The sequence below is a fragment of the Actinomadura napierensis genome, from assembly GCF_039529375.1.
In the GTDB taxonomy this organism is placed as follows: Bacteria; Actinomycetota; Actinomycetes; order Streptosporangiales; family Streptosporangiaceae; genus Spirillospora; species Spirillospora napierensis.
This window is the reverse complement of sequence record NZ_BAAAMR010000029.1, coordinates 72933-92590: the sequence shown is the minus strand read 5'-3', so window position 1 is coordinate 92590 and position 19658 is coordinate 72933. Positions and strand designations below refer to the sequence as shown.

The following is a 19658-nucleotide window of genomic DNA, read 5'->3' as shown; positions in this document are numbered from 1 at the left end:
CGTGTTGGCTTGTGAAGAAGTTGTTTGGTGATGCTTGCGCTCCACAAGTCTGCCACTTACTGTAATCATTCATCAACCCAGAGCAATGATTCGGGGGTATGGGTGAGTCTTCGTCAAACCAGAACGATCCGCCCGGTACCGGCAACGGAACCGGCCGCAGGACTGGGCGCTGCGACGCGCGTCGGGCCCGAGGCGCTGGATGTGGTGGTGGCCGGCGCGCACGGCGGCGCCGGGACGTCCACGCTGGCAACGCTGCTCCCGACCGCGTGGGACATGGGCTCGATCGAGTCGCTGCTGGAGTTGGACTGCGCACCACTGGACGCCAAGGGCCGACCGATCGTGCTCGCGGCACGCAACACCGCAGCGGCGGCCAAGTGCGCGACCGCAGCGATCGGAGTCCTGCACGACTGGGACGAGCAGGTGGCGGCGTTGGCGATCGTCAGTGACGGCGGCCCGGAGTCACGGGACGCCACCGCCCGGTTCGCGCTGCTGGAGGCGCGTGTCGGCACGGGCACAAAACGTGGATGGCCGAGGACGGCGTTCCCGAAGTCCTTCAGGCCGATCGGATGGGACACATCGTCCCGGGAATCCGCGGCGTCTACACGCACGTCTCCGACGTCATGCGTGACGACCTGAAGGCCAAACTCCAGCGACGCTGGGAAGACGCTCTCGATGAGCGGGCCGAGTTGGCCCCAGGATCGTCGCTGCCCATACTGGCCGAGATCCTCAAGAGCAGGCAAGAAAGGGAGGGGAAGGTCGTCTCTCTGCGAAGCGCCTGACACACCGGGTGCTCGAGGGCGCGGTGGTCCGCAGGGCGGGCCGCCGCGCCTTCGGTTACGGAGAGTGAGTGCCAGCGGCCCCCGAACTGCTGAACACATTTGGAGTGGGGCAAGATCATGCCCCAAATCTGCCCCAGTGAAGCGAGAAGGCCCTGCCGCCAGAGTGCGGGAGGGCCTGTGGGACAAGGGGTGGGCGATACTGGGTTCGAACCAGTGACCTCTTCGGTGTGAACGAAGCGCTCTCCCACTGAGCTAATCGCCCCGGCGGAACGTCCTGCGGGGCGTTCCGACGTCGGAAACTCTAGCGCATGTCGCGGGGTGCTCGCTCATCGAGCGTGGGCGCGGGCGGTCTCGCGGCCGCCGGGGTGGCGGTGGCGCCAGATGAGGAAGACGGCGGTGGCGAGCAGGGACCAGGCGGCCAGGGTGATGAACGGCAGGACGTGCTGGTGGGCGTGGAAGTAGATGGCGGTGTGCTGGGCGTTGACGGACGCGCCGGGCGGGAGCCAGCGGCCGATCAGGCCGAGGGGGGACGGCAGGAGGGGCCAGGAGACGGCGCCGCCGGAGGACGGGTTGCCGATCAGGACCATCAGGCCCCAGGTGGGGATCATGGCCCAGCGGCCGACGAGGGTGTTGAACATCGTGAAGACCATGCCGCTGGTGAACATGGTGAGGGTGCAGATGCCCCAGGACTCGCGGAAGGGCAGGGCGAGGACGCCGAGGAGCCAGTCGACGACGGCGCAGATCGACAGGCCGCCGAGGGCGGCGTAGGCGGCGATGAAGAAGATCCGCTCGCCGGCGTTGAGGGCGCGGGCGTGCACGCTGAGCTGGATGGCGCCGACGAAGCCGATGATCACCGAGGCGAGGGAGATGTAGAAGATCGCCAGGCCCTGGGGGTCGGTGGGCTGGAGCGGTCTGATGTCGCGGACGGTGAGGGGGACGCCGGCCTTCCGGCCGGCGATGGGGGCGGCCTGGGTGAGCAGGCGGGAGACGGAGGCGCCGGCGGCGGCCGCGACGTCCAGCTGGGCGCGGTTCCCCTGGAGGACGAGGATGGCGAACTCGCGCTGCTCTTCGACGGCGTCGCGGGCGGCCTGGTAGGTCCGGTAGGGGCGGACGGACAGTGAGGTGTCGAGGCCGGCGTCGAGGGCGCGGACGAGGTGGGCGGACCCGCCCTGGCCGGTGACGGCCACGGGGACGTGGCGGGGGGCGGGGTTCGCCATGGCGTAGCAGTAGGAGCCGGCGAACAGGCCCGCGGCGGCGGCCAGGATCAGCAGCAGGACGACGGCGGGGAGGAACGGGGACTCCCGGAAGGCCGTCCAGTGCTCGCGGGCCGTGCGGTGACGGGCGTGGTCCATGGGATCACGCTAGGTGATCGGCGATCAGTTCCAGAAGGTGAGGTCCTCGACGTTCCACGGCAGGGCGAAGCCGTAGGCGACGAGGTAGCCGACGACGACGGCGCCGGCGAGCACGCCTCCGGTGGCGCCCAAGATGGTGTTGCGGCGGCGCTTGCGGGGGTCGAGTGCCTTCTCCTTGGCGCGTTCGGCGGCGTCCTTGGCGCGGTGCAGGGCCGTCTGGGCCCAGGCGAACTCGGTGGCGAGGACGGCCAGGCCGAGGACGATCCCGACGATGCCGGGGCCCGGGGTGACCATCATGACGAGGCCGCCGGCGAGGACGGTCGCGCCGACGGCGAAGACGCCCACGCGCCAGGCGGTGTTCAGGACGGGGTTGCGCCGGAGGGACTCGCGGAAGCGCCTCACCGGGCCGAGTTCGCCCGGTGGAGCACCCTTTTGCTCATTAATGGTCACGTTTTTACCCTAGGCCAGAAGATCGCCGCCTCACACCCGTGAGCCTACCCGGCCGCGGCCGGTGCCCCCGGGAGGCCGGCCTTTGATGAAGATCCGCTTTTGCGCAGGTCAGAAGCTGGTTTTGCGCGCGTGACATGGATCACAATGTCCGGGGGTCGTGGAATGTCGGACCGCGCCCCGGCAGTTAGGCGTCATAGATCGGGGGGACATCCGGGAGAGGGAGAAGCACTCACCGGAGCACCCCGCGAGCCAGCGGGACCGACGTTAGAGGGAATGGCCATGAACAGCAGTACCACCGTCTCAGCAGAGCTGGGCCTTCGTCTCGTCGTCCCCGACCGCACGAGCGTTCCCCTGCTCGCCGGGCTGGAGTACGCGGCCGACGACCCGTACGCGATCCGGATGGCGTTCTATGTGGGCGACGACGAACCGGTGGAGTGGATCTTCGCACGGGAGCTGCTCACCGTGGGGATCGTGCGCAAGGTCGGGGACGGCGACGTCGAGGTCTGGCCGGCCCGGGACGACGGCACGCTGAACATCGCGTTGTCGTCGCCGTTCGGCAACGCCCTGTTCGAGGTGCCGCTCCCGCCCCTGGCCGACTTCCTGCACCGCACCTACCAGGCCGTCCCGGCCGGGGAGGAGACCGAGTTCATCGACATCGACGACGAGCTGGAGAACCTCCTCTGGCCGTCGTGATCACTGCGACAGCCGGGCCATGTGGCGCATCTTGTTCATCGCGTCCAGGGCGGCGACCTTGTAGGACTCGGCAAGCGTGGGGTAGTTGAACACCGCGTTCACCAGGTAGTCGACGGTGCCGCCCAGGCCCATGACCGTCTGCCCGATGTGGACCAGCTCGGTGGCCCCGGTGCCGAAGACGTGCACGCCGAGCAGCTTGCGGTCGTCCGGGGAGACCAGCAGCTTGAGCATTCCGTAGGAATCACCGATGATCTGGCCGCGGGCCAGCTCCCGGTAGCGCGAGACCCCCACCTCGAAGGGCACCTTGGCCTCGGTCAGCGCGTCCTCGGTGCGGCCGACGAAGCTGATCTCCGGGATCGTGTAGATCCCGATCGGCTGCACCTCGATGATGCCGGACACCGGCTCCTCGCAGGCGTGGTGCGCGGCCAGCCGGCCCTGCTCCATCGAGGTGGCGGCCAGGGACGGGAAGCCGATCACGTCGCCGACCGCGTAGATGTGCGGGACCTCGGTGCGGTAGTGCTCGTCCACCTTGATCCGGCCGCGGTGGTCCGCGGTGAGGCCGGCCGCCTCCAGGCCGAGGTCGTCGGTCATGCCCTGGCGTCCGGCGGAGTACATCACGGTGTCGGCGGGGATGCGCTTGCCGCTCTCCAGGACGGTGATCGCGCCGCGCGCCATCCGCTCGACGGACGCGACGGTCTCGCCGAACCGGAAGGTGACGGCGAGGTCGCGCAGGTGGTACTTCAGGGCCTCGATGATCTCCAGGTCGCAGAACTCCAGCATCCGCTCGCGCCGCTCGACCACGGTGACCTTGGTGCCGAGCGCGGCGAACATCGAGGCGTACTCGATGCCGATCACCCCGGCGCCGACCACGACCATCGTCTCGGGGACGTGGTCCATGTGGATGATGCCGTCCGAGTCGATGATCGTCCGGTCGTCGAAGGCGACGGTGTCCGGGCGCGCGGGACGGGTGCCGGTCGCGATGACGATCTTGTCGGCGGTGACCTTCTGCTCCCGCCCGTCCGGCTCCCGGCCGCCGGAGACGGCGACCGTGTTCGGCTCGACGAAGCGTCCGACGCCCGGCAGCACGGTGACGTGGTTGCGGGCCAGCTGGCTGCGGATCACGTCGGTCTCGCGGCCGATGACGTGCTGGGTGCGCATGCCGAGGTCGGCGACCGTGATGTCGTCCTTGACCCGGTAGCTCTGGCCGTACAGCTCGCGCTGGTTCAGGCCGGTGAGGTAGAGGACGGCCTCGCGGAGCGTCTTGGACGGGATCGTCCCGGTGTTGATGCAGACGCCGCCGATCATCTCGCGGCGATCGACGACGGCCGCCTTCCGGCCGAGCTTGGCGGCGGCGATGGCCGCGCGCTGCCCGCCGGGTCCCGATCCGAGAACGAGGAGATCGAAGTCATTCACGTCCCCAGTCTGACCGGGGCCCGCGGCCGGCATAAGGGTTTCCGGTGGACGAATCTTGATCTTCGCGGCCTACCCTGGCCGTCGAGAGGGCACAGGTGGGTCAGCAGGAGGGGCGGGGGTAGGTCATGGGCATGCGGATGCTGGGGATCGACATCGGCGGTTCCGGGATCAAGGGGGCGCCGGTCGACGTGTCCACGGGCGAGTTCGCGCGCGAGCGGTACCGGGTCGCGACGCCGCAGCCGTCCAAGCCGGACGCGGTGGTGAAGGTGCTCGCCGAGGTGGTGGAGCACTTCGGCTGGGAGGGGCCGGTCGGCGTCACGTATCCGGGCGTGGTGATCGACGGGGTGACGCTGTCGGCCGCCAACGTCTCCAAGCACTGGATCGGGCTGGACGCGGCGTCCCTGATGGCGGACGCGACGGGCCGGGAGATCACCCTGCTGAACGACGCGGACGCGGCCGGGGTGGCGGAGATGCGGCTCGGCGCGGGACGCGGCCGTCCGGGCACGGTGGCGGTGCTGACGCTGGGGACCGGCATCGGCAGCGCCCTGTTCACCGACGGGGTGCTGGTGCCGAACACCGAGTTCGGGCACATCCAGGTCAATGGCAAGGACGCCGAGATCCGGGCGTCGGCGAAGGCCCGCGAGGAGCACGGCCTGAGCTGGGAGAAGTGGGCGGAGCGGCTGAGCGAGTACCTGGCGCACCTGGAGGCGCTGATCTCGCCGTCACTGATCATCCTGGGCGGCGGGGTGAGCAAGAAGGCCGACCGGTTCGTCCCGCTGATCGAGGGCGTGCGGGCGCCGATCGTGCCGGCGCGGCTGGTGAACAACGCGGGGATCGTGGGCGCGGCGATGGCGGCGGCCGCGGCGCATCCGGTGGAGGTGGCCGAGCCGGCGCCGCACGAGGTCCGCGAGGCGGGCACGACGGTCGGGCGGCAGCGCGAGGACGGGACGGCGGAGGCCGCCCGCTGATCCCGCGCCGCCGCCCGGCGGCTATGCCGTGCGCAGGCGGACCGTCGCGATCTCCCAGGGGCGTAGTGCCAGCGTGGTCGTGCCGTCGTGCACGTCGAGCGGCAGGCCGGGGCGTCCGCGCAGGTCGGCGCGGGTGGCCTCGGTGAACGGCCCGCGCAGGACGGCGGTGGTGGGCTCGGTGCTCTGGGCGACCATCCGGGCCTCGATCCAGCCGTCGCCGCGGGGCCGCAGCGAGGTCGTGGCGACGCCGGGGCCGGTGATCGAGAGGCCGTCCCGCGAGGGCGGGGCGGGCGCCTCGGCCGGGCCGTAGCCGACGGCGGTGAGCAGGTCGTGGCGGTAGCGTTCGGCGGCCTCGACCACGTCGCCGCCGGGCCGTCCGCCCTCGTACGGCATGATCGCCATCCCGACCGTCCGCTCGCCGCGCGACTGCGCGCCCGGCGTCGGCAGTTGCGGGCCGGCGGGCTGGTCGCGGTAGGCGTTGCGGTCGCGGGACAGGTAGCCGATCGAGCGCATCAGGGTGAGGGCCATCTCCCGGCCGCCGCCGGTGACCTCGTACTCGGTGACGTGCTCCAGCAGGACGGCGAGCCCGCCCGCGGCGACGAACCCGTTCGCGGGGTAGGTCGGCACTGGCCGCTCCCCGAACCCGCCCTCGGCCGTCAGCCCGCGCTCCACGACCGCGAACTGGCCTTCGGCGAACGACGACTCCGCCTGCCGGGGCAGCGACACGTGCAGGCGCACGCGGTGGTCGGCGCAGCGGTTGTCGAAGGTGACGCGCAGCCGCAGGAAGGGTTCGCCGGTGCGCAGCTCGGCGCGGGTGACGACGGTGGCGTCCTCCTCCGCCGCGGACCGGGTGTCGCCCGCGAAGTCGCCGGACGCGGGCCAGCGGTACGTCCGGACGATGTCGAGCGCGGCGACCAGCGGCCCCTCCCAGACGGGCTCGACGCGCACCGACACCGGGGCGCCGACGAGGCGGTCCGCGGCGGGCGGGGCGTAGTTGTAGGAGTCGCCGAGGTCGCCGCCGTCCATGATGCGTCCGATGCCCTCGATCACGCCGCCGCCGGGCGTCCGGAGGCCGATCGTCCCATCGTCGCGGACCTCGACGCGCAGCAGCCCGTTGTCGAGGACGTTCCCGTCGGCGGTGACCGGGGCGCCCGGAGCGGCGGCCGGCCCGCCGGGACGGACGGTCACGAGCCCCAGCGGCGGAGCCTCGACGAGCGCGGCGACCTCGCGGCGCGGGTCGGCCAGGATCCGCATCCGCCACTCCCCCTCGGCGCCGCGCAGCGCCGCCCGCACGTCGCCGATGTCGAACGGTGTGTCCGCGCGGGCCGTCACGTGGAAGGTGAGGGTGCGGTCGTCCCGCGACACCGACCAGTCGCGGATCTCCTGCCCGAACAGCACCCGCCCGTACACCCGCTCCAGCAGGATCGGCAGGGCGGACGCGGGGTGGACGGCGTCGTCCAGCACGGTGACCGCGGTTTCGAGCACCTGGACGGGCACCGGGCGCCCGTCGCCCGTCACCAGCCCCTCCTCCCCTTCGCCGGGGACGTCGAGGAACACCAGGCCGGTCCGGACGTCCGGCGTCGGGTTGAAGGCCAGGTGCGCGCCGAGCGGGACGGCGGCGGCGCGCTCGGCGGTGACCAGGTCGCAGACGGCCCGTCCGAGCTGCTCGGCCTCGGCCATCCGGGCGGCGACCTGTTCGGCGGTCTCGTCGCTGCCGCAGCCGGTGACCGAGTCGTGGCAGCTCACCTCGATGAGCCGCCGCCAGGCCAGGTCCAGGAACCGCTGCGCGTCGCCGGTGTACCAGAGCGCGGCGAGCGGCTCGGCGTACCGCTCGACGAGCCGCTCGGCGCGCCCCATCAGCTGCTTCAGCCGCGGCCGTACCGAGATCACGCCGGGCAGGATGTTGGCGCGGGCGTGCGAGCGCAGCTCCCCCTGCACGCGCGGCAGGCCGTCGATGGACGGGTCCTGGGCGGCGAAGTACCCGGCGAGGGTGTCCAGGCGCATGTCGGCGCCGGCGCCGCCGATCCGGTCGGCGAGGTCGGCGGCGGGCGCGGTGTGGTCCGCGCCGTACATCGCCAGCAGCGGTCCGCCGTCCGGATACCAGCGGCTCATCGCCTCGGCGAACCCGGCGGCGCGGCCGGGCAGCAGGGACGCGCCGTCCGCGAAGTCCTCGAACATCGACGCAGCGTTGCCGTAGCCGCCCTCGGGCAGGTACTGGGTGCGGATCGCGGTGCCGTCCGGCGCCTCCCACGCGAACGACCGGGTCCGGACCCGGTCGGGGACGCCGCGCCACACGCACGCGTGCTCGATGCCCGCGAGCTTCAGGATCTGCGGCGTCTGCGCGCAGTGCCCGAACTGGTCGGGCAGGTAGCCGACCATCATCGCCGCGCCCAGCTCCTCGGCGCGCCGCAGCCCGAGCTCCAGGTTCCGGACGATGTTCTCACCCGAGCACAGGAACTCGTCGTGCAGGATCTGCCACGGCCCGACGGCCAGCCGCCCGTCCCGGACGAGCGCGGCGACGCGTTCGCGCCGCTCCGGGCGGATCTCCAGGTAGTCGTCGACGGCCGCCATCTGGCCGTCGAGGGTGAAGCGCCAGCGCGGGTCGGCCTCCATGCGGTCGACGACGCCGTCCATCAGCGACACCAGCCGCAGCCGGAACCGCTGGAACGGCAGGTACCACTCGCGGTCCCAGTGGGTGTGGGGCACGACGACGATCGGCCCGGCCTCCTCTACCCGCACAGTGCGATCACCTCGTTCTCGTGGGATTCCAGGCGGTGCATCCCCGGCCCCTCCGCGGGGACCCGGACCTTGTCGCCCCGGACGGCGACGCGCCGCCCGTCCGGCCGGACGAGGACGGTGCCGTCGGCGTCCAGCGCGATCAGGTCGTCCTCGACGCGCAGCAGGACGGGGGCGTCCGGGCCCGCCGCGATCGCCACCCGCCCGGCGGCGAGCGCGTCGAGGACCTGGTCGTCTTCCGTGAGCGCCCAGGTCACCGGTTCGCCGAGGTTCTTGAACTGCCCGGGGTCGTGGAAGTCGCTGCCGCCGAGCGGGACGATCCCGGTCGGCCGCCAGACGTCCGCCCAGGCCAGCGGGGCGCCCCAGCGCCGGTCCCACCAGGACGGATGCCAGATCTCGGCGAACTTCGGCCGCGACTCGGGCGGCAGCGGCCGGCGCCACGCGCAGTCGCCGCTGAGCGGGTGGTTGATCGACATCAGCCCGCCGCGCGCCTGCGCGAACGCGGCCCAGTCGGCGCTCGGGCGGCGGAAGTCGACCCAGCCGGTGTCGCCGAACACGTTGGCGTGCCCGAGGTCGGTGGTGACCTCCTGGCCGGGCAGCAGCAGGACGCCCGCGTGCGCGCCGGCGGCGGGCAGTTCGGGATGGTGGCTGACGGTGTTGTGGTCGGTGACCGCGAGGTAGTCCAGGCCGCGCGACGCGGCGAGGCAGGCCAGCTCGTGGACGGTGAGCGTCCCGTCGCTGTGCACGGTGTGGGAGTGCAGGTCGCCGGCGAGCCACCGCATCCCGGCCGGAGCGGGCAGGTCGCGGCGCGGCGGGCGTTCGGGACGGGGCGGCGGCGCCGGAACCTCCGGACGCGGCGGCAGCGACGACGATGCCGTCACCGTGACCTCGTACGGGACGCCGTCGGGCGGGATCCGGTGCAGCCCGAGCCAGACGTGCCAGGTGCCCGGCTCCAGCTCGCCCGGCAGGTAACCCGGGGTCGCCCAGTCGGCGGCGACCGTGTACGCGCGCCGCGCGCCGCCCGACCAGCCGCGGAACCCGCCGGGCCCGCCGCAGCCGAGGTCGATGACGCCGCCGTCGAACGACAGCTCCACCGTGACCGCCGCCGTCCCCGCCGGGACGTCGAACGGCAGCTCCCGCAGCCCCTGTTCGAGGCGGTCCTCCAGAGTCCATCTCCCCCGATGAACGGTCATCCGTTGTCCTTCCCGGTCGGGGCCATCCTCGGTTCGGGCACGTCGGACGGGTCCGCCGCGGTCACCAGTTCGCCGTCGCGGTACAGCAGGACGCGGCCGGGCCGGGGCAGCGCCCAGCCCTCGTCACCGGGCTCGGGCTCGCGCCCCTCCCCCACGACGACGTGCAACGGCTCGCCCTCCACGTCCAGCGTCACCAGGGCGCTGCCGCCCAGGTGCTCGACCACCGACACCCGCCCGGCGAACGCGCCGTCGGCCGGCCGGTCGCTGTAGTCGAGATACTCGGGTCGTACCCCGCAGACGATCTCCTCCCCCACCGGAAGCTCGGCACGTGCCTCTTCTGGCAGGGGCAGGACGGCGCCGGCCGCGACGACGTGCTCGCCCTCGACGCGTCCCGGGAGCAGGTTCATGGGGGTGGAGCCGATGAACGACGCGACGAACAGGTTCGCGGGGCGGCGGAACACCTCGGTCGGCGTGCCGAGCTGCCGGATCCGGCCCTTCTCCATGACCGCGATGCGGTCGGCGAGCGCGAGCGCCTCCGCCTGGTCGTGGGTGACGAACACGGTGGTCACGGCCAGTTCCTTCTGCAGCCGCTTGAGGAACGTGCGGGCCTCCAGGCGCAGCCGGGCGTCGAGGTTGGACAGCGGCTCGTCCAGCAGGAAGATCCGCGGTTCGGCGACCAGGGCGCGGGCCAGCGCGACCCGCTGCTGCTGGCCGCCCGACAGCTCGCCGGGGCGCCGCCTCCCCAGCCCCTCCAGCCCCAGGTAGTCGGCGGCCTCGGCGGCGCGCGCGTGCCGGTCGGCCTTGCCGCGCTTCTTGATCTTCAGCGGGTAGGCGATGTTGTCCAGGACGCTCATGTGCGGGAAGAGCGCGTAGTCCTGGAACACCATGCCGACGTTGCGGCGGCCCGGCGGCAGCCGCGTCACGTCGGCGCCGCCGAGCGCGACCGTCCCGGACGTCGCGGACTCCAGCCCCGCGACGGTCCGCAGCAGCGTGGTCTTGCCGCAGCCGGACGGGCCGAGCAGCGCGAAGAACTCGCCGTCCGCCACGTCGAGGTCGAGCGCGTCCAGGGCCCGCACGCCGCCCGGATAGACCTTGGTCAGCTCCCGAATGGTGATGGCCGCCATCAGCGCTTGATCCCTCCGTGGAAGCGGAATCCGTACCGGCGGCTCACGAACAGGTACATGACCACGACCGGCAGGGAGTACAGCAGCGAGAACGTGGAGATCAGGGGCAGGTCGGGCTGCCCGCCCTCGGTGTAGAACGTGTACATGATCACGGACGCGGGCGCCTTGTCCGGGTTGCGCAGCAGCAGGAACGGCATCAGGAAGTCGCCCCACACCTGCGCGACCGTCCACACCCCGACCGTGGCGAGGCCCGGGCGGATCACGGGAACGACCACGTGCCGCAGGATCTGCAGCGGCGACGCGCCGAACACCCGCGCGGCCTCCTCGTAGGACGTCGGCGTCGAGTCCGTGAAGTCCTTGAGCAGGAAGATCGCCGCCGGGAGCAGACCGCCGGTCAGTACCAGGATCACGCCGAGCCGCGAGTCGATCAGGTGCAGGTTGAAGGCCAGCAGGAAGATCGGCACCATCGCCGCCGTCCCGGTGATGATGGACGACAGCAGGAGCAGGACGTACAGCAGCGCGTCCCGGCCCGGCACCCGGACGCGGCTCAGCGCGTACGCCGCGAGCGCCGCGCACACGACCACGAGCAGTGCCGTCCCGGCGGCGAGCAGCACCGAGTTCCGCAGCGATTCCAGCGCGTACGGGTTGTCCATGAGGATCTTGAAGTTGTGCAGGGTGAAGTCGGGCAGGGACGCCGCGATGCCGGGGCTGGAGTCGAACGGGGTGAACGCGAGCCACAGCAGCGGCAGCGCGAAGAACCCGAGGACGGCCGACACGAACGTCGCCAGGCCGATCCTGCGCAGCGTCTCGCGGACGAGCGTGTTCACGCCGGCACCGCCTCTCGCGACTCGCGGCGGCCCCGCTCGCGCAGCGCGCGCAGGTAGACCAGCGCGATCGCCAGGTTGATCAGGATCATGACCAGCGAGATGGCGGCGCCGAAGCCGAGCCGGCCGTCGCCGAGCGCGGTCCGGTACACGTACACCGACATGATCTCCGACCGCTTGTCCGGCCCGCCGGCCGTGATCAGGAACGGGGTGAAGTCGTTGAACGTCCACAGGCTGATCAGCAGCAGGCTCGTGAGCACGTGCCCGCGGATGCGCGGGAACACCGCGTCCCGCAGCGTCTGGAGCGTCGACGCGCCGGCCAGCCGGGCCGTCTCCAGATGCGACGGTGGAACGTTCCCGAGCGCGGCGCCGTACAGCATCATCGAGAACGCGGTGCCGTGCCAGACGTTGAACACGATCACGCACGCCATCGGATGGTCGATCAGCCAGGCCGTGCCGGGGGTGCCGAGCAGCGCGTTCAGCGTGCCGCCGTCGCGGTCCAGCAGCGCGATCCACAGGAAGGCGATCACCGAGCCGGGCAGGATCCACGCCAGCAGCACCAGCGCCTCGACGACCCGCCGGACGAACCCCGTCCGGTCGCGCATCACCCACGCGATCGCGAACCCGAGCAGCGTCTGCCCGATCACCGCCGAGCCGAGCACGAACTGCAGCGTCAGCCACAGCGAGCGGTGGAAGTCGCCGTCGCCGAGCACGTCGCCGTAGTTCCGCGCGCCGACGAACTTCGGCTCGCTGGCGGCGATCCCGGTCAGCCGGTAGTCGGTCGTGCCGAGGTAGAGGGTCCAGAGCGCCGGGAAGACGAGGAACACCGCGATGAGGACCAGCGCGGGCGCGACGAACGCCGCCGCGCGCCCGCGTCCGAGCCCCGCCGCGTCCCCGCCCGCGGACGCCGCGGCGGTGCCGCCGCGGCGCGCCGCCTCACTGGGCGGAGACGTGAGAGGGGCCACCGACGATCCCTTCCAGCTTCTTGGTGTACTGCGCGGCGGCCTGGTCGGGGCTCTTGCCCGACACGACCGCCGCCGTCGCCTCCTGCAGCGCCGTCGACACCTGCGGGTAGACCGACAGGCCCGGGCGGTAGGAGGTGACCGGCAGGACCTTCTCCGAGATGAACGTCAGCAGCGGGTCGCCGGCGAGGATCTGCTTGTTCACGTCCGTCCGGGACGTGATCTCGGGCGTGCCCGCGGTGCGCGCCTTGACCATCTCCGCCGAGTTCATGAACGCCATGAACTCGAACGCCTGCTGCGGGTACTTGGTGTTCGGGTTCATCACGGTGAGCGGGCCGCCCGACATGCTCACGAACGACTGGCCGCGCACGCCCTTGCCCGGCGAGACCGCCGGGATCAGCGCGAACCCGACGTCGGTGTCGCGGGTCCTCATCTTCGCGACGCCGTCCTTGGGGTTCAGCACGTCGCGCCAGAGGTAGTCGCCCTCCGCCAGGACGCCGATCTTGCCGGCCGCGAACTCCTCGAACGACTTGTCGCGCCCTTTGGCCTCCTCCTGGAGCTTGGGGTCGCCGAGGCCCTCGGAGCCGTAGATCTGCGCGTACAGGCCGAGGACGTTCTTCAGCGCCTGCCCGCCGCCGGTCCACTTGCCGTCCTGGTAGATCTGCGCGCCCGCGCCGGCCAGCAGCGGCAGCACGCCCTGCATGCTGGTGGCCTCGCCCATCGCGGTGCCCGCGTCCAACTGGATCGGGGTCACGCCGGAGAGCTTCTTGAGCGCGCGACCCGCCGCGACGATGTCCTGCCAGCTCTTCGGCTGCCAGTCGGCGGGCAGGCCCGCCTGCGCGAACAGCCTCTTGTTGAAGTAGAGCAGGCGCCCGTCGGTCCCGGACGGGATGCCGTACTTCTTCCCGTCGAACAGCGCCAGCTGCTGGACCGATCCAGCGATCTGCGGCCAGCCGTCCCAGGCGTCCGCCGGGGCGCCCACGACCTCGCTGAGCGGCTTGATGTACCCGGCCTGGGCGAACTCGCCCACCCAGATGCCGTCGATGTCCATGATGTCGGCGCCGGACCGCGACTTCAGGTCCAGCGCGAGCTTGGTCTTGTAGGCCTCGTCGTCCACGCCCTGCCCGCGGAAGGTCACCTTCGCGGTGATCCCCTTGGCCTTCTCGGCGGCGACGAACCCCGGGATGACGGTCCTGGTGAGCCACTCGGCCTCGCCGGCGTTCTTGCCGCCCGCGATGGCGTTCCGGGTGATGGTGAGGGTGAAGCTCTTGGCGTCCTTGCCGCGATTCGGATCGGTCGAGGATCCGCCGCCGCCGCAGCCGGCGAGCGCCGCGCCCGCCAGCACGAGCGCGGCCGCCGCGCCGATCCGCCTTCTGGAGAAGTCCCTACGGGAGCTGACCACGGGTGACCTCCTACAAGCGTCACCACTTAACGTCACCGAAGAACGCGATCACGTAAAGACCCAGACGATCGCTTTCTTGATCAGGGGTCCATCAGTTCGGCGGCGCGGGCCGCGAACGCCTCCATCGCCTTGGCGGTGATCGGGCCCGGGGCCTCGGAAAGCACGGTGCCGTCCACCGCGCGGATCGGCTGGATGTCGCGGGTCGTGGACGTCAGGAACGCCTCCTCCGCCCGGTACAACCCGTCCAGCGGGACGTCCTCCTCCTCGCCGCCGCACCACTCCAGCACCAGCGCGCGCGTCACCCCGGCCAGGCAGCCGGACGCCAGCGGCGGCGTCACCAGCCGCCCGCCGCGGACGAGGAACACGTTGCTGCCGGTGCCCTCGCACAGGTTCCCCGCGAGGTTGCCGAAGATCGCCTCGCCGCCGCCGCGCTCCTTGGCGTAGGCGAGCGCCAGCACGTTGTCGGCGTACGACGTCGTCTTCAGGCCCGCCAGCGCGCCCCGCTCGTTGCGCTGCCACGGCACCACGGTGACGTCGGCCGCGGCGGGGAACGGCGCCTGCTCGTCCACGATGATCGACACCGTCGGGCCGGCGTCGCCGCGGGCCGAGCCCAGCGGCCCCGGGCCGCTTGTGAACGTGATCCGGATCCGCGCCAGCGGCCACTTCGGCGCCGCCGCCAGCACCTCCAGCACGCCCTGCGCGAGCGCGTCGTGGTCGGGCTCGGGCAGGCCGAGGCCCGCCGCCGAGGCCGCCAGCCGCCGCAGATGCCGGGTCAGCGCGAACGGCTCGCCGTGCGCGGCCTTCACCGTCTCGAAGACCCCGTCGCCCACCAGCATGCCGTGGTCGAACACCGACACCACGGCGCGCTCAGGATCGACCAGCTCCCCGTTCAGCCAGATCCTGGCCCGCCCGCCCCCGTGGGCCTGCGCCGTCACCCGAAGCCACCTCCAATAGCCGAGCCGCCTTCAGCTCGGTCTCGCACCATTCGCGGAGCGGATCGGACCCCCACGTGATGCCGGCGCCCGTGCCGAAGCGCAGCAGGCCGCCCTCCGCCCAGAAGCTCCGGATGCCCACCGCGAGAGCGCCGCGCCGGGAGTCCGCGTCCACCCAGCCGACGGCCCCACAGTACGGGCCCCGGGGGACGGGTTCGAGTTCATCCAGCAGAGTCAGCGCACTCGACTTCGGCGCGCCCGTCACCGAACCGGGAGGAAACGTCGCGGCCAGCAGCTCCGGCCAGCCCGCGCCGCCCTCCAGCCTCGCCCGCACCGTCGACACCAGGTGGACGAGGCCCGGATGCTCCTCCAGCTCGCACAGGCCCGGGACCTCGACCGACCCCGTCGCCGCCACCCGGCCCAGGTCGTTGCGGACGAGGTCGACGATCATCACGTTCTCGGCGCGGTCCTTCGGCAGCAGGTCGGCGGCGGTCCGGCCGGTGCCCTTGATCGGACGGGACTCCACCACATCCCCGTCCCGCGCCAGGTACAGCTCCGGCGAGGCCGACGCGACCTCCAGCCCCGGGATCCGCAGCGTCATCGCGTACGGCGCCGGATTCCCGCACGCGAGACGCGCCCCGAGCCCGGCGATGTCCGCCCCGGCCGGCAGCTCGGCGGACAGCACCCGGCACAGGTTCGCCTGGTAGACGACCCCGTCCGCGATCTCCGCCCTGATGCGCTCGACTCCGGCGACGTAAGCCGCCTCGTCCAGCGAGCTCTCCCACTCCCCCACGCCCGGCCAGGCCCCGCGGGGGTGAGGCGCCTCCCGGACGCGCTCGAACCGCGCGCACGTGACCTCGCCCTCGTAGGTGACCACGACCGCCCACCAGCCGCGCGAATCCAGCGCCGCCGGGTCGCTCGTCACCTCCGCGAGCCCCGTGGCCAGCCGCCCGCCGGCGTAGGCGAAGCTCACACCAGCACGCACCCGAACGAATCGGCCAGGCCCCTCAGCCCGTCCTCCGTCACCGTCAGCGCCCGCCGCGTCGAGCCCCGCTCGAACCAGCCCAGCTCGATCATCCGGTCCGTCAGCGCCGCCCCCAGCGCCCCGTTGAGATGCGAGCGCCGCTCCGTCCAGTCCAGGCAGCGCCACGCGAACCTGCGGCGCGCCCTCCGCAGCCCCGGCAGGTCCAGCCCCAGCGCACCGAGCCGGTCCTCGCCCTTCTCGGTGACCTCGTACGACTCCTCGCCGTCCCGTTCGATCATGCCGCCGTCCACCAGCGCCGCGAACAGCGCCACCCCCGCCTCACCGGCCAGATGGTCGTAGCACGTCCGCGCCTCGTGCAGCCGCCGCGCGTCCCGCGACTGCCTCAGGCTGCGCACCTCGACCTGCGGGCTGATCCGCGACAGCGCCTCGATCACCTGCGCCACGTCGGCGTTCTGCAGCCGGTAGTACCGGTGCCGGCCCTGCTTGACCACCGTGACGAACCCGCCGTCCAGCAACCGCGCCAGATGCGCGCTCGCCGTCGGCGCGCTCACCCCCGCCGCCCGCGCCAGCTCCCCCGCCGCCAGCGGACGCCCGTCCAGCAGCGCCGTCAGCATCGCCGCGCGCGCCCGGTCGGCCAGCAGCGCCGCCACCGGGGCGATGTCCGAAGTAACGACAAGTTCCGCCATACCTCGACCCTATGCGCCGCATCCTTCGCCCGGCATCGAAGCATCCCGGCGACCCGGCCCGGCTCGCCGGGAAACCCGGTTTGGGGAACCGCCCCGGACGCGCTAATGTTTTCCCCGTCGCCGCAAGGGGCCGCAGGGCACCGAGCAGCGCAGGCGGAAGTGGCTCAGGGGTAGAGCATCACCTTGCCAAGGTGAGGGTCGCGGGTTCAAATCCCGTCTTCCGCTCTGAGGGGCCTTTCAGGCTGTGACCCAGAAGGTCTCTTCTGGTGGAGTGGCCGAGAGGCGAGGCAACGGCCTGCAAAGCCGTGTACACGGGTTCAAATCCCGTCTCCACCTCGACCGCCGTGTCTCCCCCCGGAGGCCACGTGCACGGGCGATTAGCTCAGTGGGAGAGCGCTACCTTGACACGGTAGAGGTCACTGGTTCAATCCCAGTATCGCCCACGATGGAGTGGGGAGTGGTGTGCCCGCGGAGAGCGCGGGGCGTCACTCCCTCTTTCTGTTGGCCCGGGGGGCGACCCCCGGACCCCCGATGTGGGGGGCTCCGCCCCCCCTGTGGTGGCGGTCGGCGGTTACGTGCCGGGTTTCTTGTGGTCGGGGTTCCTGCTTTTGGGGCTTCGCCCCTTGCCCCCTCTGGGCTCCGGCTCCCCTGTCACAGTGCCTGCGGGGGTTCTCCGGGGAGGTCGCCGGAGCCTGGGGCCCGCAGGCCGTCCAGGATGATGTGCAGGTTGCGGTCCCACTGCGCGTCGCCCGCCCGCAGGCCGAGCGTGTGCGGGCCGGTCGCCGCCGATACCAGCAGGAACGCGACGTCGGTCCAGCCGACGTCGGCGCGGACGGCGCCCGCGTCCTGCGCGCGCTCGACCAGCTTCCGGATGCGGTCGCGCAGATCGGCGCGCGAGTGGTCGAGGACGTGGCCGAGCGCCTCGTTGATGTCGCACAACTCGTTGCGGCTGCGGACGTAGGACACGGCGAACGCGCGGAACCCCTCCCACGGGTCGGCGGCGGCCAGGCACGCGTCGGCCGTCGCGGTGATCTCGCCGATCAGCTCGTCCAGGACGGCCTTCAGCAGGTCCTCCAGCGAGCCGACGCGACGGTAGAAGGTGCCGATCCCGACGCCCGCGCGGCGCGCGACGTCGTGCGCGGTGATCTGCGATCCGGCCTCGCGGGCGGCCCCGCGTGCGGCGGCCACCAGGCGTTCCACGTTGCGGCGGGCATCGGCCCTGGGCCGGTGCCCGGTCCCGTCGTCCAGCAGCCGGTCCACCGCGGGCCAGGTCACGTCCATGTTCCCAATCTAGCACCAAGCGGACGACATCCCTCCAGTTAGTTATGCCGTCCGCCCACGTGGGGAGGAGCGATGAGTTCCGGGGCGCGCGGTGGTCTGAGGGTGTGCAGGGTCGATCGGGATGAGGAGAGCAGCGATGAGCGATGCCGGAACTCTGAGGGAGAGCGGGTACGCGCCCGTCAACGGGCTGCGCATGTACTACGAGGTGCACGGCGAGCAGGACGGCGCGCAGCGGCCGCTGCTGCTGTTGCACGGGGGCGTCCTCACCATCGACCTGTCGTTCGGCGGCGTCCTGCCGGCCCTGGCCGCCACGCGGCAGGTGATCGCCGTCGAGCTCCAGGGACACGGCCGGACGGCCGACATCGACCGCGCCACCACCCTGGAGTACTTCGCCGAGGACGTCGTCGGCCTCCTCGACCATCTCGGGATCGACGTCGCCGACATGTGGGGGTTCAGCCTCGGCGGTCTCACGGCGCTGCAGACCGTCATCCGGTATCCGCAGCGGGTGGGACGGCTCGTGCTGGCCTCGGTGCACTACCGGGCCGACGGCTACCACGACGAGATCCAGGACCCCGCCTTGCAGGCCGGCTCCACCCGCCTGCCGACACCGGCCGATTTCCAGGAAATGCAGGAGGCCTATGTCCGCGTCGCACCGGACCCCGGTCACTTCGAGGAGTTCACCGCGAAGCTCCAGGGAGTCTTCCAGGCGTGGAAGGGGTGGGAGGAGGACGACCTGCGCGCCATCAGGTCGCCGACCCTGCTGATGGTCGGCGACCACGACTTCGTCCGGCTGGAGCACGCGGTCGAGATGCACAACCTGATCGCCGGGTCCCGGATCGCCGTCCTGCCGGGCACCACCCACAACGGCCTGATGCGCCGCACCGACCTCGTCCTGCCGATGGCGCGGGAGTTCTTCGCCGCCACGGAGTGACCCGGCCGCGCGTCGGCCGGCTCCGTAGTGACCGGGCATCGAAGGGGCCGATGCGGGTAAATACATCGTGGGACGATGTATTTCGGGGCTCCGGTGAGCGCGGCTCCGACGGCGACAGGAGGTGATCGGTCTGCGTGCCCACGCGACCTCGACCGCGGTTCCGCATCGGGCGGGAACCCTCTCCGCGGATCCGTCCGCCGAGGCACTGCTGCGGGAGATGAACCGCCCCGGCGTCGGCACCGCGCGGAGGGAGGAACTGTGCGCGGCGCTCGTCCGGATGCACGCGCCGGTGGTGCACCGGATCGCGCACCGCTACGCCCACCGCGGTGAACCGGTGGAGGACCTGGTGCAGGTGGCCTATCTGGGCCTCGTCAACGCGATCAACCGGTTCGATCCGGGACGCGGCGCCCAGTTCTTCGTCTACGCCTATCCGATGATGCTCGGCGAGGTCCGGCGCTACTTCCGGGACCGGACGTGGGGCATCCGGGTGTCGCGCCGCATCCAGGAGTTGCGCCCTCAGTTGCAGCACGCCACCCAGCGGTTCGTCCAGGCGAACGGCCGCTCCCCCAGGCCCGGTGAGCTCGCCGCCCTTCTCGGGGTCACCCCGGAGGAGGTCACCGACGCCCTTCTCGCGTGGGAGTCCTACCGGCCCCTCTCCCTGGACGGCACCGGCGACGGCGACCCGGAGGCGAGCCCGCTCGTGGAGCGGCTCGGCTGCGAGGACTCCGCCCTGCAGCACGTCGTCGACGGCCAGGCGCTGCGCGGCCTGCTCGCCGAGCTGCCGGACCGGGAACGCACGATCGTGCTGCTGCGGTTCTTCGGCAACAAGACCCAGTCACAGATCGCCGAAGAGCTCGGCATCTCCCAGATGCACGTCTCGCGCCTGCTCAGCAAGACGCTGCGGCACCTGCGCGAGGAGCTCTACGGAGCGTGACGCAATGCCCGTG

Annotated in this window: 18 protein-coding genes and 4 tRNA genes; 8 read left to right on the top strand and 14 right to left on the bottom strand. The window is 72.0% G+C overall.

What is annotated here, in order from left to right:
• The first annotated feature begins 27 nt into the window (after positions 1 to 27).
• Positions 28 to 636, top strand: a complete 609-nt coding sequence (locus tag ABD296_RS18455; RefSeq protein ID WP_344268117.1) for a hypothetical protein — start codon at positions 28 to 30, stop codon at positions 634 to 636.
• Positions 637 to 969: 333 nt separating this feature from the next.
• Here the strand turns inward: ABD296_RS18455 and ABD296_RS18450 are convergent.
• The 3 genes from ABD296_RS18450 to ABD296_RS18440 form a co-directional block, all read right to left on the bottom strand.
• Positions 970 to 1041 (bottom strand) — tRNA-Val (locus tag ABD296_RS18450).
• Between the two features lie 64 nt (positions 1042 to 1105).
• Positions 1106 to 2131 carry an ABC-2 transporter permease gene (locus tag ABD296_RS18445; RefSeq protein WP_344268115.1) on the bottom strand — a complete coding sequence of 342 codons (1026 nt, stop codon included), beginning with the start codon at positions 2129 to 2131 and terminating at the stop codon, positions 1106 to 1108.
• 24 nt (positions 2132 to 2155) lie between these two features.
• On the bottom strand, positions 2156 to 2581 hold the full coding sequence (locus ABD296_RS18440; RefSeq protein ID WP_344268113.1) for a PGPGW domain-containing protein: 426 nt from the start codon (positions 2579 to 2581) through the stop codon (positions 2156 to 2158).
• A gap of 279 nt (positions 2582 to 2860) precedes the next feature.
• Between ABD296_RS18440 and ABD296_RS18435 the strand changes: the two genes are divergently transcribed.
• On the top strand, positions 2861 to 3274 hold the full coding sequence (locus ABD296_RS18435; RefSeq protein WP_208252377.1) for an SsgA family sporulation/cell division regulator: 414 nt from the start codon (positions 2861 to 2863) through the stop codon (positions 3272 to 3274).
• Here the strand turns inward: ABD296_RS18435 and sthA are convergent, their stop codons facing one another.
• Positions 3275 to 4687: a Si-specific NAD(P)(+) transhydrogenase gene (gene sthA, locus ABD296_RS18430; protein ID WP_344268111.1), complete on the bottom strand. Its 1413-nt coding sequence runs from the start codon at positions 4685 to 4687 to the stop codon at positions 3275 to 3277.
• 131 nt (positions 4688 to 4818) lie between these two features.
• On the opposite strand from sthA, the gene ppgK reads away from it, so the two are divergent.
• Positions 4819 to 5655, top strand: a complete 837-nt coding sequence (gene ppgK / locus ABD296_RS18425) for a polyphosphate--glucose phosphotransferase (RefSeq protein WP_344268109.1) — start codon at positions 4819 to 4821, stop codon at positions 5653 to 5655.
• 21 nt (positions 5656 to 5676) lie between these two features.
• On the opposite strand, the gene ABD296_RS18420 is transcribed toward ppgK, so the two are convergent.
• From ABD296_RS18420 to ABD296_RS18380, 9 genes are all read right to left on the bottom strand, one after another.
• Positions 5677 to 8394, bottom strand: coding sequence for a glycoside hydrolase family 38 N-terminal domain-containing protein (locus ABD296_RS18420; protein ID WP_344268107.1), 2718 nt, complete (start codon positions 8392 to 8394; stop codon positions 5677 to 5679).
• Complete coding sequence (locus ABD296_RS18415) at positions 8385 to 9584, bottom strand: CehA/McbA family metallohydrolase (RefSeq protein WP_344268105.1); 1200 nt, start codon at positions 9582 to 9584, stop codon at positions 8385 to 8387. Before ABD296_RS18415 ends, ABD296_RS18420 begins: the two co-directional genes overlap by 10 nt.
• The gene (locus ABD296_RS18410; RefSeq protein ID WP_344268103.1) at positions 9581 to 10708 is read right to left on the bottom strand and encodes an ABC transporter ATP-binding protein; all 1128 of its coding nucleotides are present in this window, start codon (positions 10706 to 10708) and stop codon (positions 9581 to 9583) included. The genes ABD296_RS18415 and ABD296_RS18410 overlap by 4 nt, the downstream gene beginning before the upstream one ends.
• On the bottom strand, positions 10708 to 11535 hold the full coding sequence (locus ABD296_RS18405) for a carbohydrate ABC transporter permease (RefSeq protein ID WP_344268101.1): 828 nt from the start codon (positions 11533 to 11535) through the stop codon (positions 10708 to 10710). Before ABD296_RS18405 ends, ABD296_RS18410 begins: the two co-directional genes overlap by 1 nt.
• Positions 11532 to 12497: a carbohydrate ABC transporter permease gene (locus ABD296_RS18400; protein ID WP_344268099.1), complete on the bottom strand. Its 966-nt coding sequence runs from the start codon at positions 12495 to 12497 to the stop codon at positions 11532 to 11534. Before ABD296_RS18400 ends, ABD296_RS18405 begins: the two co-directional genes overlap by 4 nt.
• Positions 12469 to 13896, bottom strand: coding sequence for an extracellular solute-binding protein (locus ABD296_RS18395; RefSeq protein ID WP_344268097.1), 1428 nt, complete (start codon positions 13894 to 13896; stop codon positions 12469 to 12471). The genes ABD296_RS18400 and ABD296_RS18395 overlap by 29 nt, the downstream gene beginning before the upstream one ends.
• A gap of 80 nt (positions 13897 to 13976) precedes the next feature.
• The gene (locus ABD296_RS18390) at positions 13977 to 14831 is read right to left on the bottom strand and encodes an aminotransferase class IV (protein ID WP_344268095.1); all 855 of its coding nucleotides are present in this window, start codon (positions 14829 to 14831) and stop codon (positions 13977 to 13979) included.
• A complete protein-coding gene (locus ABD296_RS18385) occupies positions 14764 to 15801 on the bottom strand; it encodes a chorismate-binding protein (RefSeq protein WP_344268092.1) in 1038 nt (345 codons plus the stop codon). The genes ABD296_RS18390 and ABD296_RS18385 overlap by 68 nt, the downstream gene beginning before the upstream one ends.
• On the bottom strand, positions 15798 to 16499 hold the full coding sequence (locus ABD296_RS18380) for an ArsR/SmtB family transcription factor (protein WP_344268090.1): 702 nt from the start codon (positions 16497 to 16499) through the stop codon (positions 15798 to 15800). The genes ABD296_RS18385 and ABD296_RS18380 overlap by 4 nt, the downstream gene beginning before the upstream one ends.
• 153 nt (positions 16500 to 16652) lie before the next feature.
• On the opposite strand from ABD296_RS18380, the gene ABD296_RS18375 reads away from it, so the two are divergent.
• The 3 genes from ABD296_RS18375 (at position 16653) to ABD296_RS18365 (ending at position 16942) form a co-directional block, all read left to right on the top strand.
• Positions 16653 to 16724, top strand: a tRNA-Gly gene (locus ABD296_RS18375).
• 40 nt (positions 16725 to 16764) lie between these two features.
• A tRNA-Cys gene (locus tag ABD296_RS18370) sits at positions 16765 to 16835 on the top strand.
• Between the two features lie 35 nt (positions 16836 to 16870).
• Positions 16871 to 16942: transfer RNA gene (locus ABD296_RS18365), tRNA-Val, on the top strand.
• A gap of 208 nt (positions 16943 to 17150) precedes the next feature.
• Here the strand turns inward: ABD296_RS18365 and ABD296_RS18360 are convergent.
• Positions 17151 to 17780 carry a TetR/AcrR family transcriptional regulator gene (locus ABD296_RS18360; RefSeq protein WP_344268088.1) on the bottom strand — a complete coding sequence of 210 codons (630 nt, stop codon included), beginning with the start codon at positions 17778 to 17780 and terminating at the stop codon, positions 17151 to 17153.
• 136 nt (positions 17781 to 17916) lie between these two features.
• Here ABD296_RS18360 and ABD296_RS18355 point away from each other — a divergent pair, with 136 nt between their 5' ends.
• Both ABD296_RS18355 and ABD296_RS18350 read left to right on the top strand, forming a co-directional pair.
• The gene (locus ABD296_RS18355; RefSeq protein WP_344268086.1) at positions 17917 to 18711 is read left to right on the top strand and encodes an alpha/beta fold hydrolase; all 795 of its coding nucleotides are present in this window, start codon (positions 17917 to 17919) and stop codon (positions 18709 to 18711) included.
• Positions 18712 to 18832: 121 nt separating this feature from the next.
• Positions 18833 to 19645 carry a SigB/SigF/SigG family RNA polymerase sigma factor gene (locus ABD296_RS18350; RefSeq protein WP_344268084.1) on the top strand — a complete coding sequence of 271 codons (813 nt, stop codon included), beginning with the start codon at positions 18833 to 18835 and terminating at the stop codon, positions 19643 to 19645.
• Positions 19646 to 19658 lie beyond the last annotated feature (13 nt).

Excerpts from the sequence above, each read along its gene's own strand:
- ABD296_RS18360 (WP_344268088.1), bottom strand. The coding sequence starts at position 17,780 with ATGGACGTGACCTGGCCCGCGGTGGACCGGCTGCTGGACGACGGGACC.
- ABD296_RS18415 (WP_344268105.1), bottom strand. The coding sequence starts at position 9,584 with ATGACCGTTCATCGGGGGAGATGGACTCTGGAGGACCGCCTCGAACAG.
- ABD296_RS18435 (WP_208252377.1), top strand. The coding sequence starts at position 2,861 with ATGAACAGCAGTACCACCGTCTCAGCAGAGCTGGGCCTTCGTCTCGTC.
- ABD296_RS18380 (WP_344268090.1), bottom strand. The coding sequence starts at position 16,499 with ATGGCGGAACTTGTCGTTACTTCGGACATCGCCCCGGTGGCGGCGCTG.
- ABD296_RS18410 (WP_344268103.1), bottom strand. The coding sequence starts at position 10,708 with ATGGCGGCCATCACCATTCGGGAGCTGACCAAGGTCTATCCGGGCGGC.
- ABD296_RS18445 (WP_344268115.1), bottom strand. The coding sequence starts at position 2,131 with ATGGACCACGCCCGTCACCGCACGGCCCGCGAGCACTGGACGGCCTTC.
- ABD296_RS18355 (WP_344268086.1), top strand. The coding sequence starts at position 17,917 with ATGAGCGATGCCGGAACTCTGAGGGAGAGCGGGTACGCGCCCGTCAAC.
- ppgK (WP_344268109.1), top strand. The coding sequence starts at position 4,819 with ATGCGGATGCTGGGGATCGACATCGGCGGTTCCGGGATCAAGGGGGCG.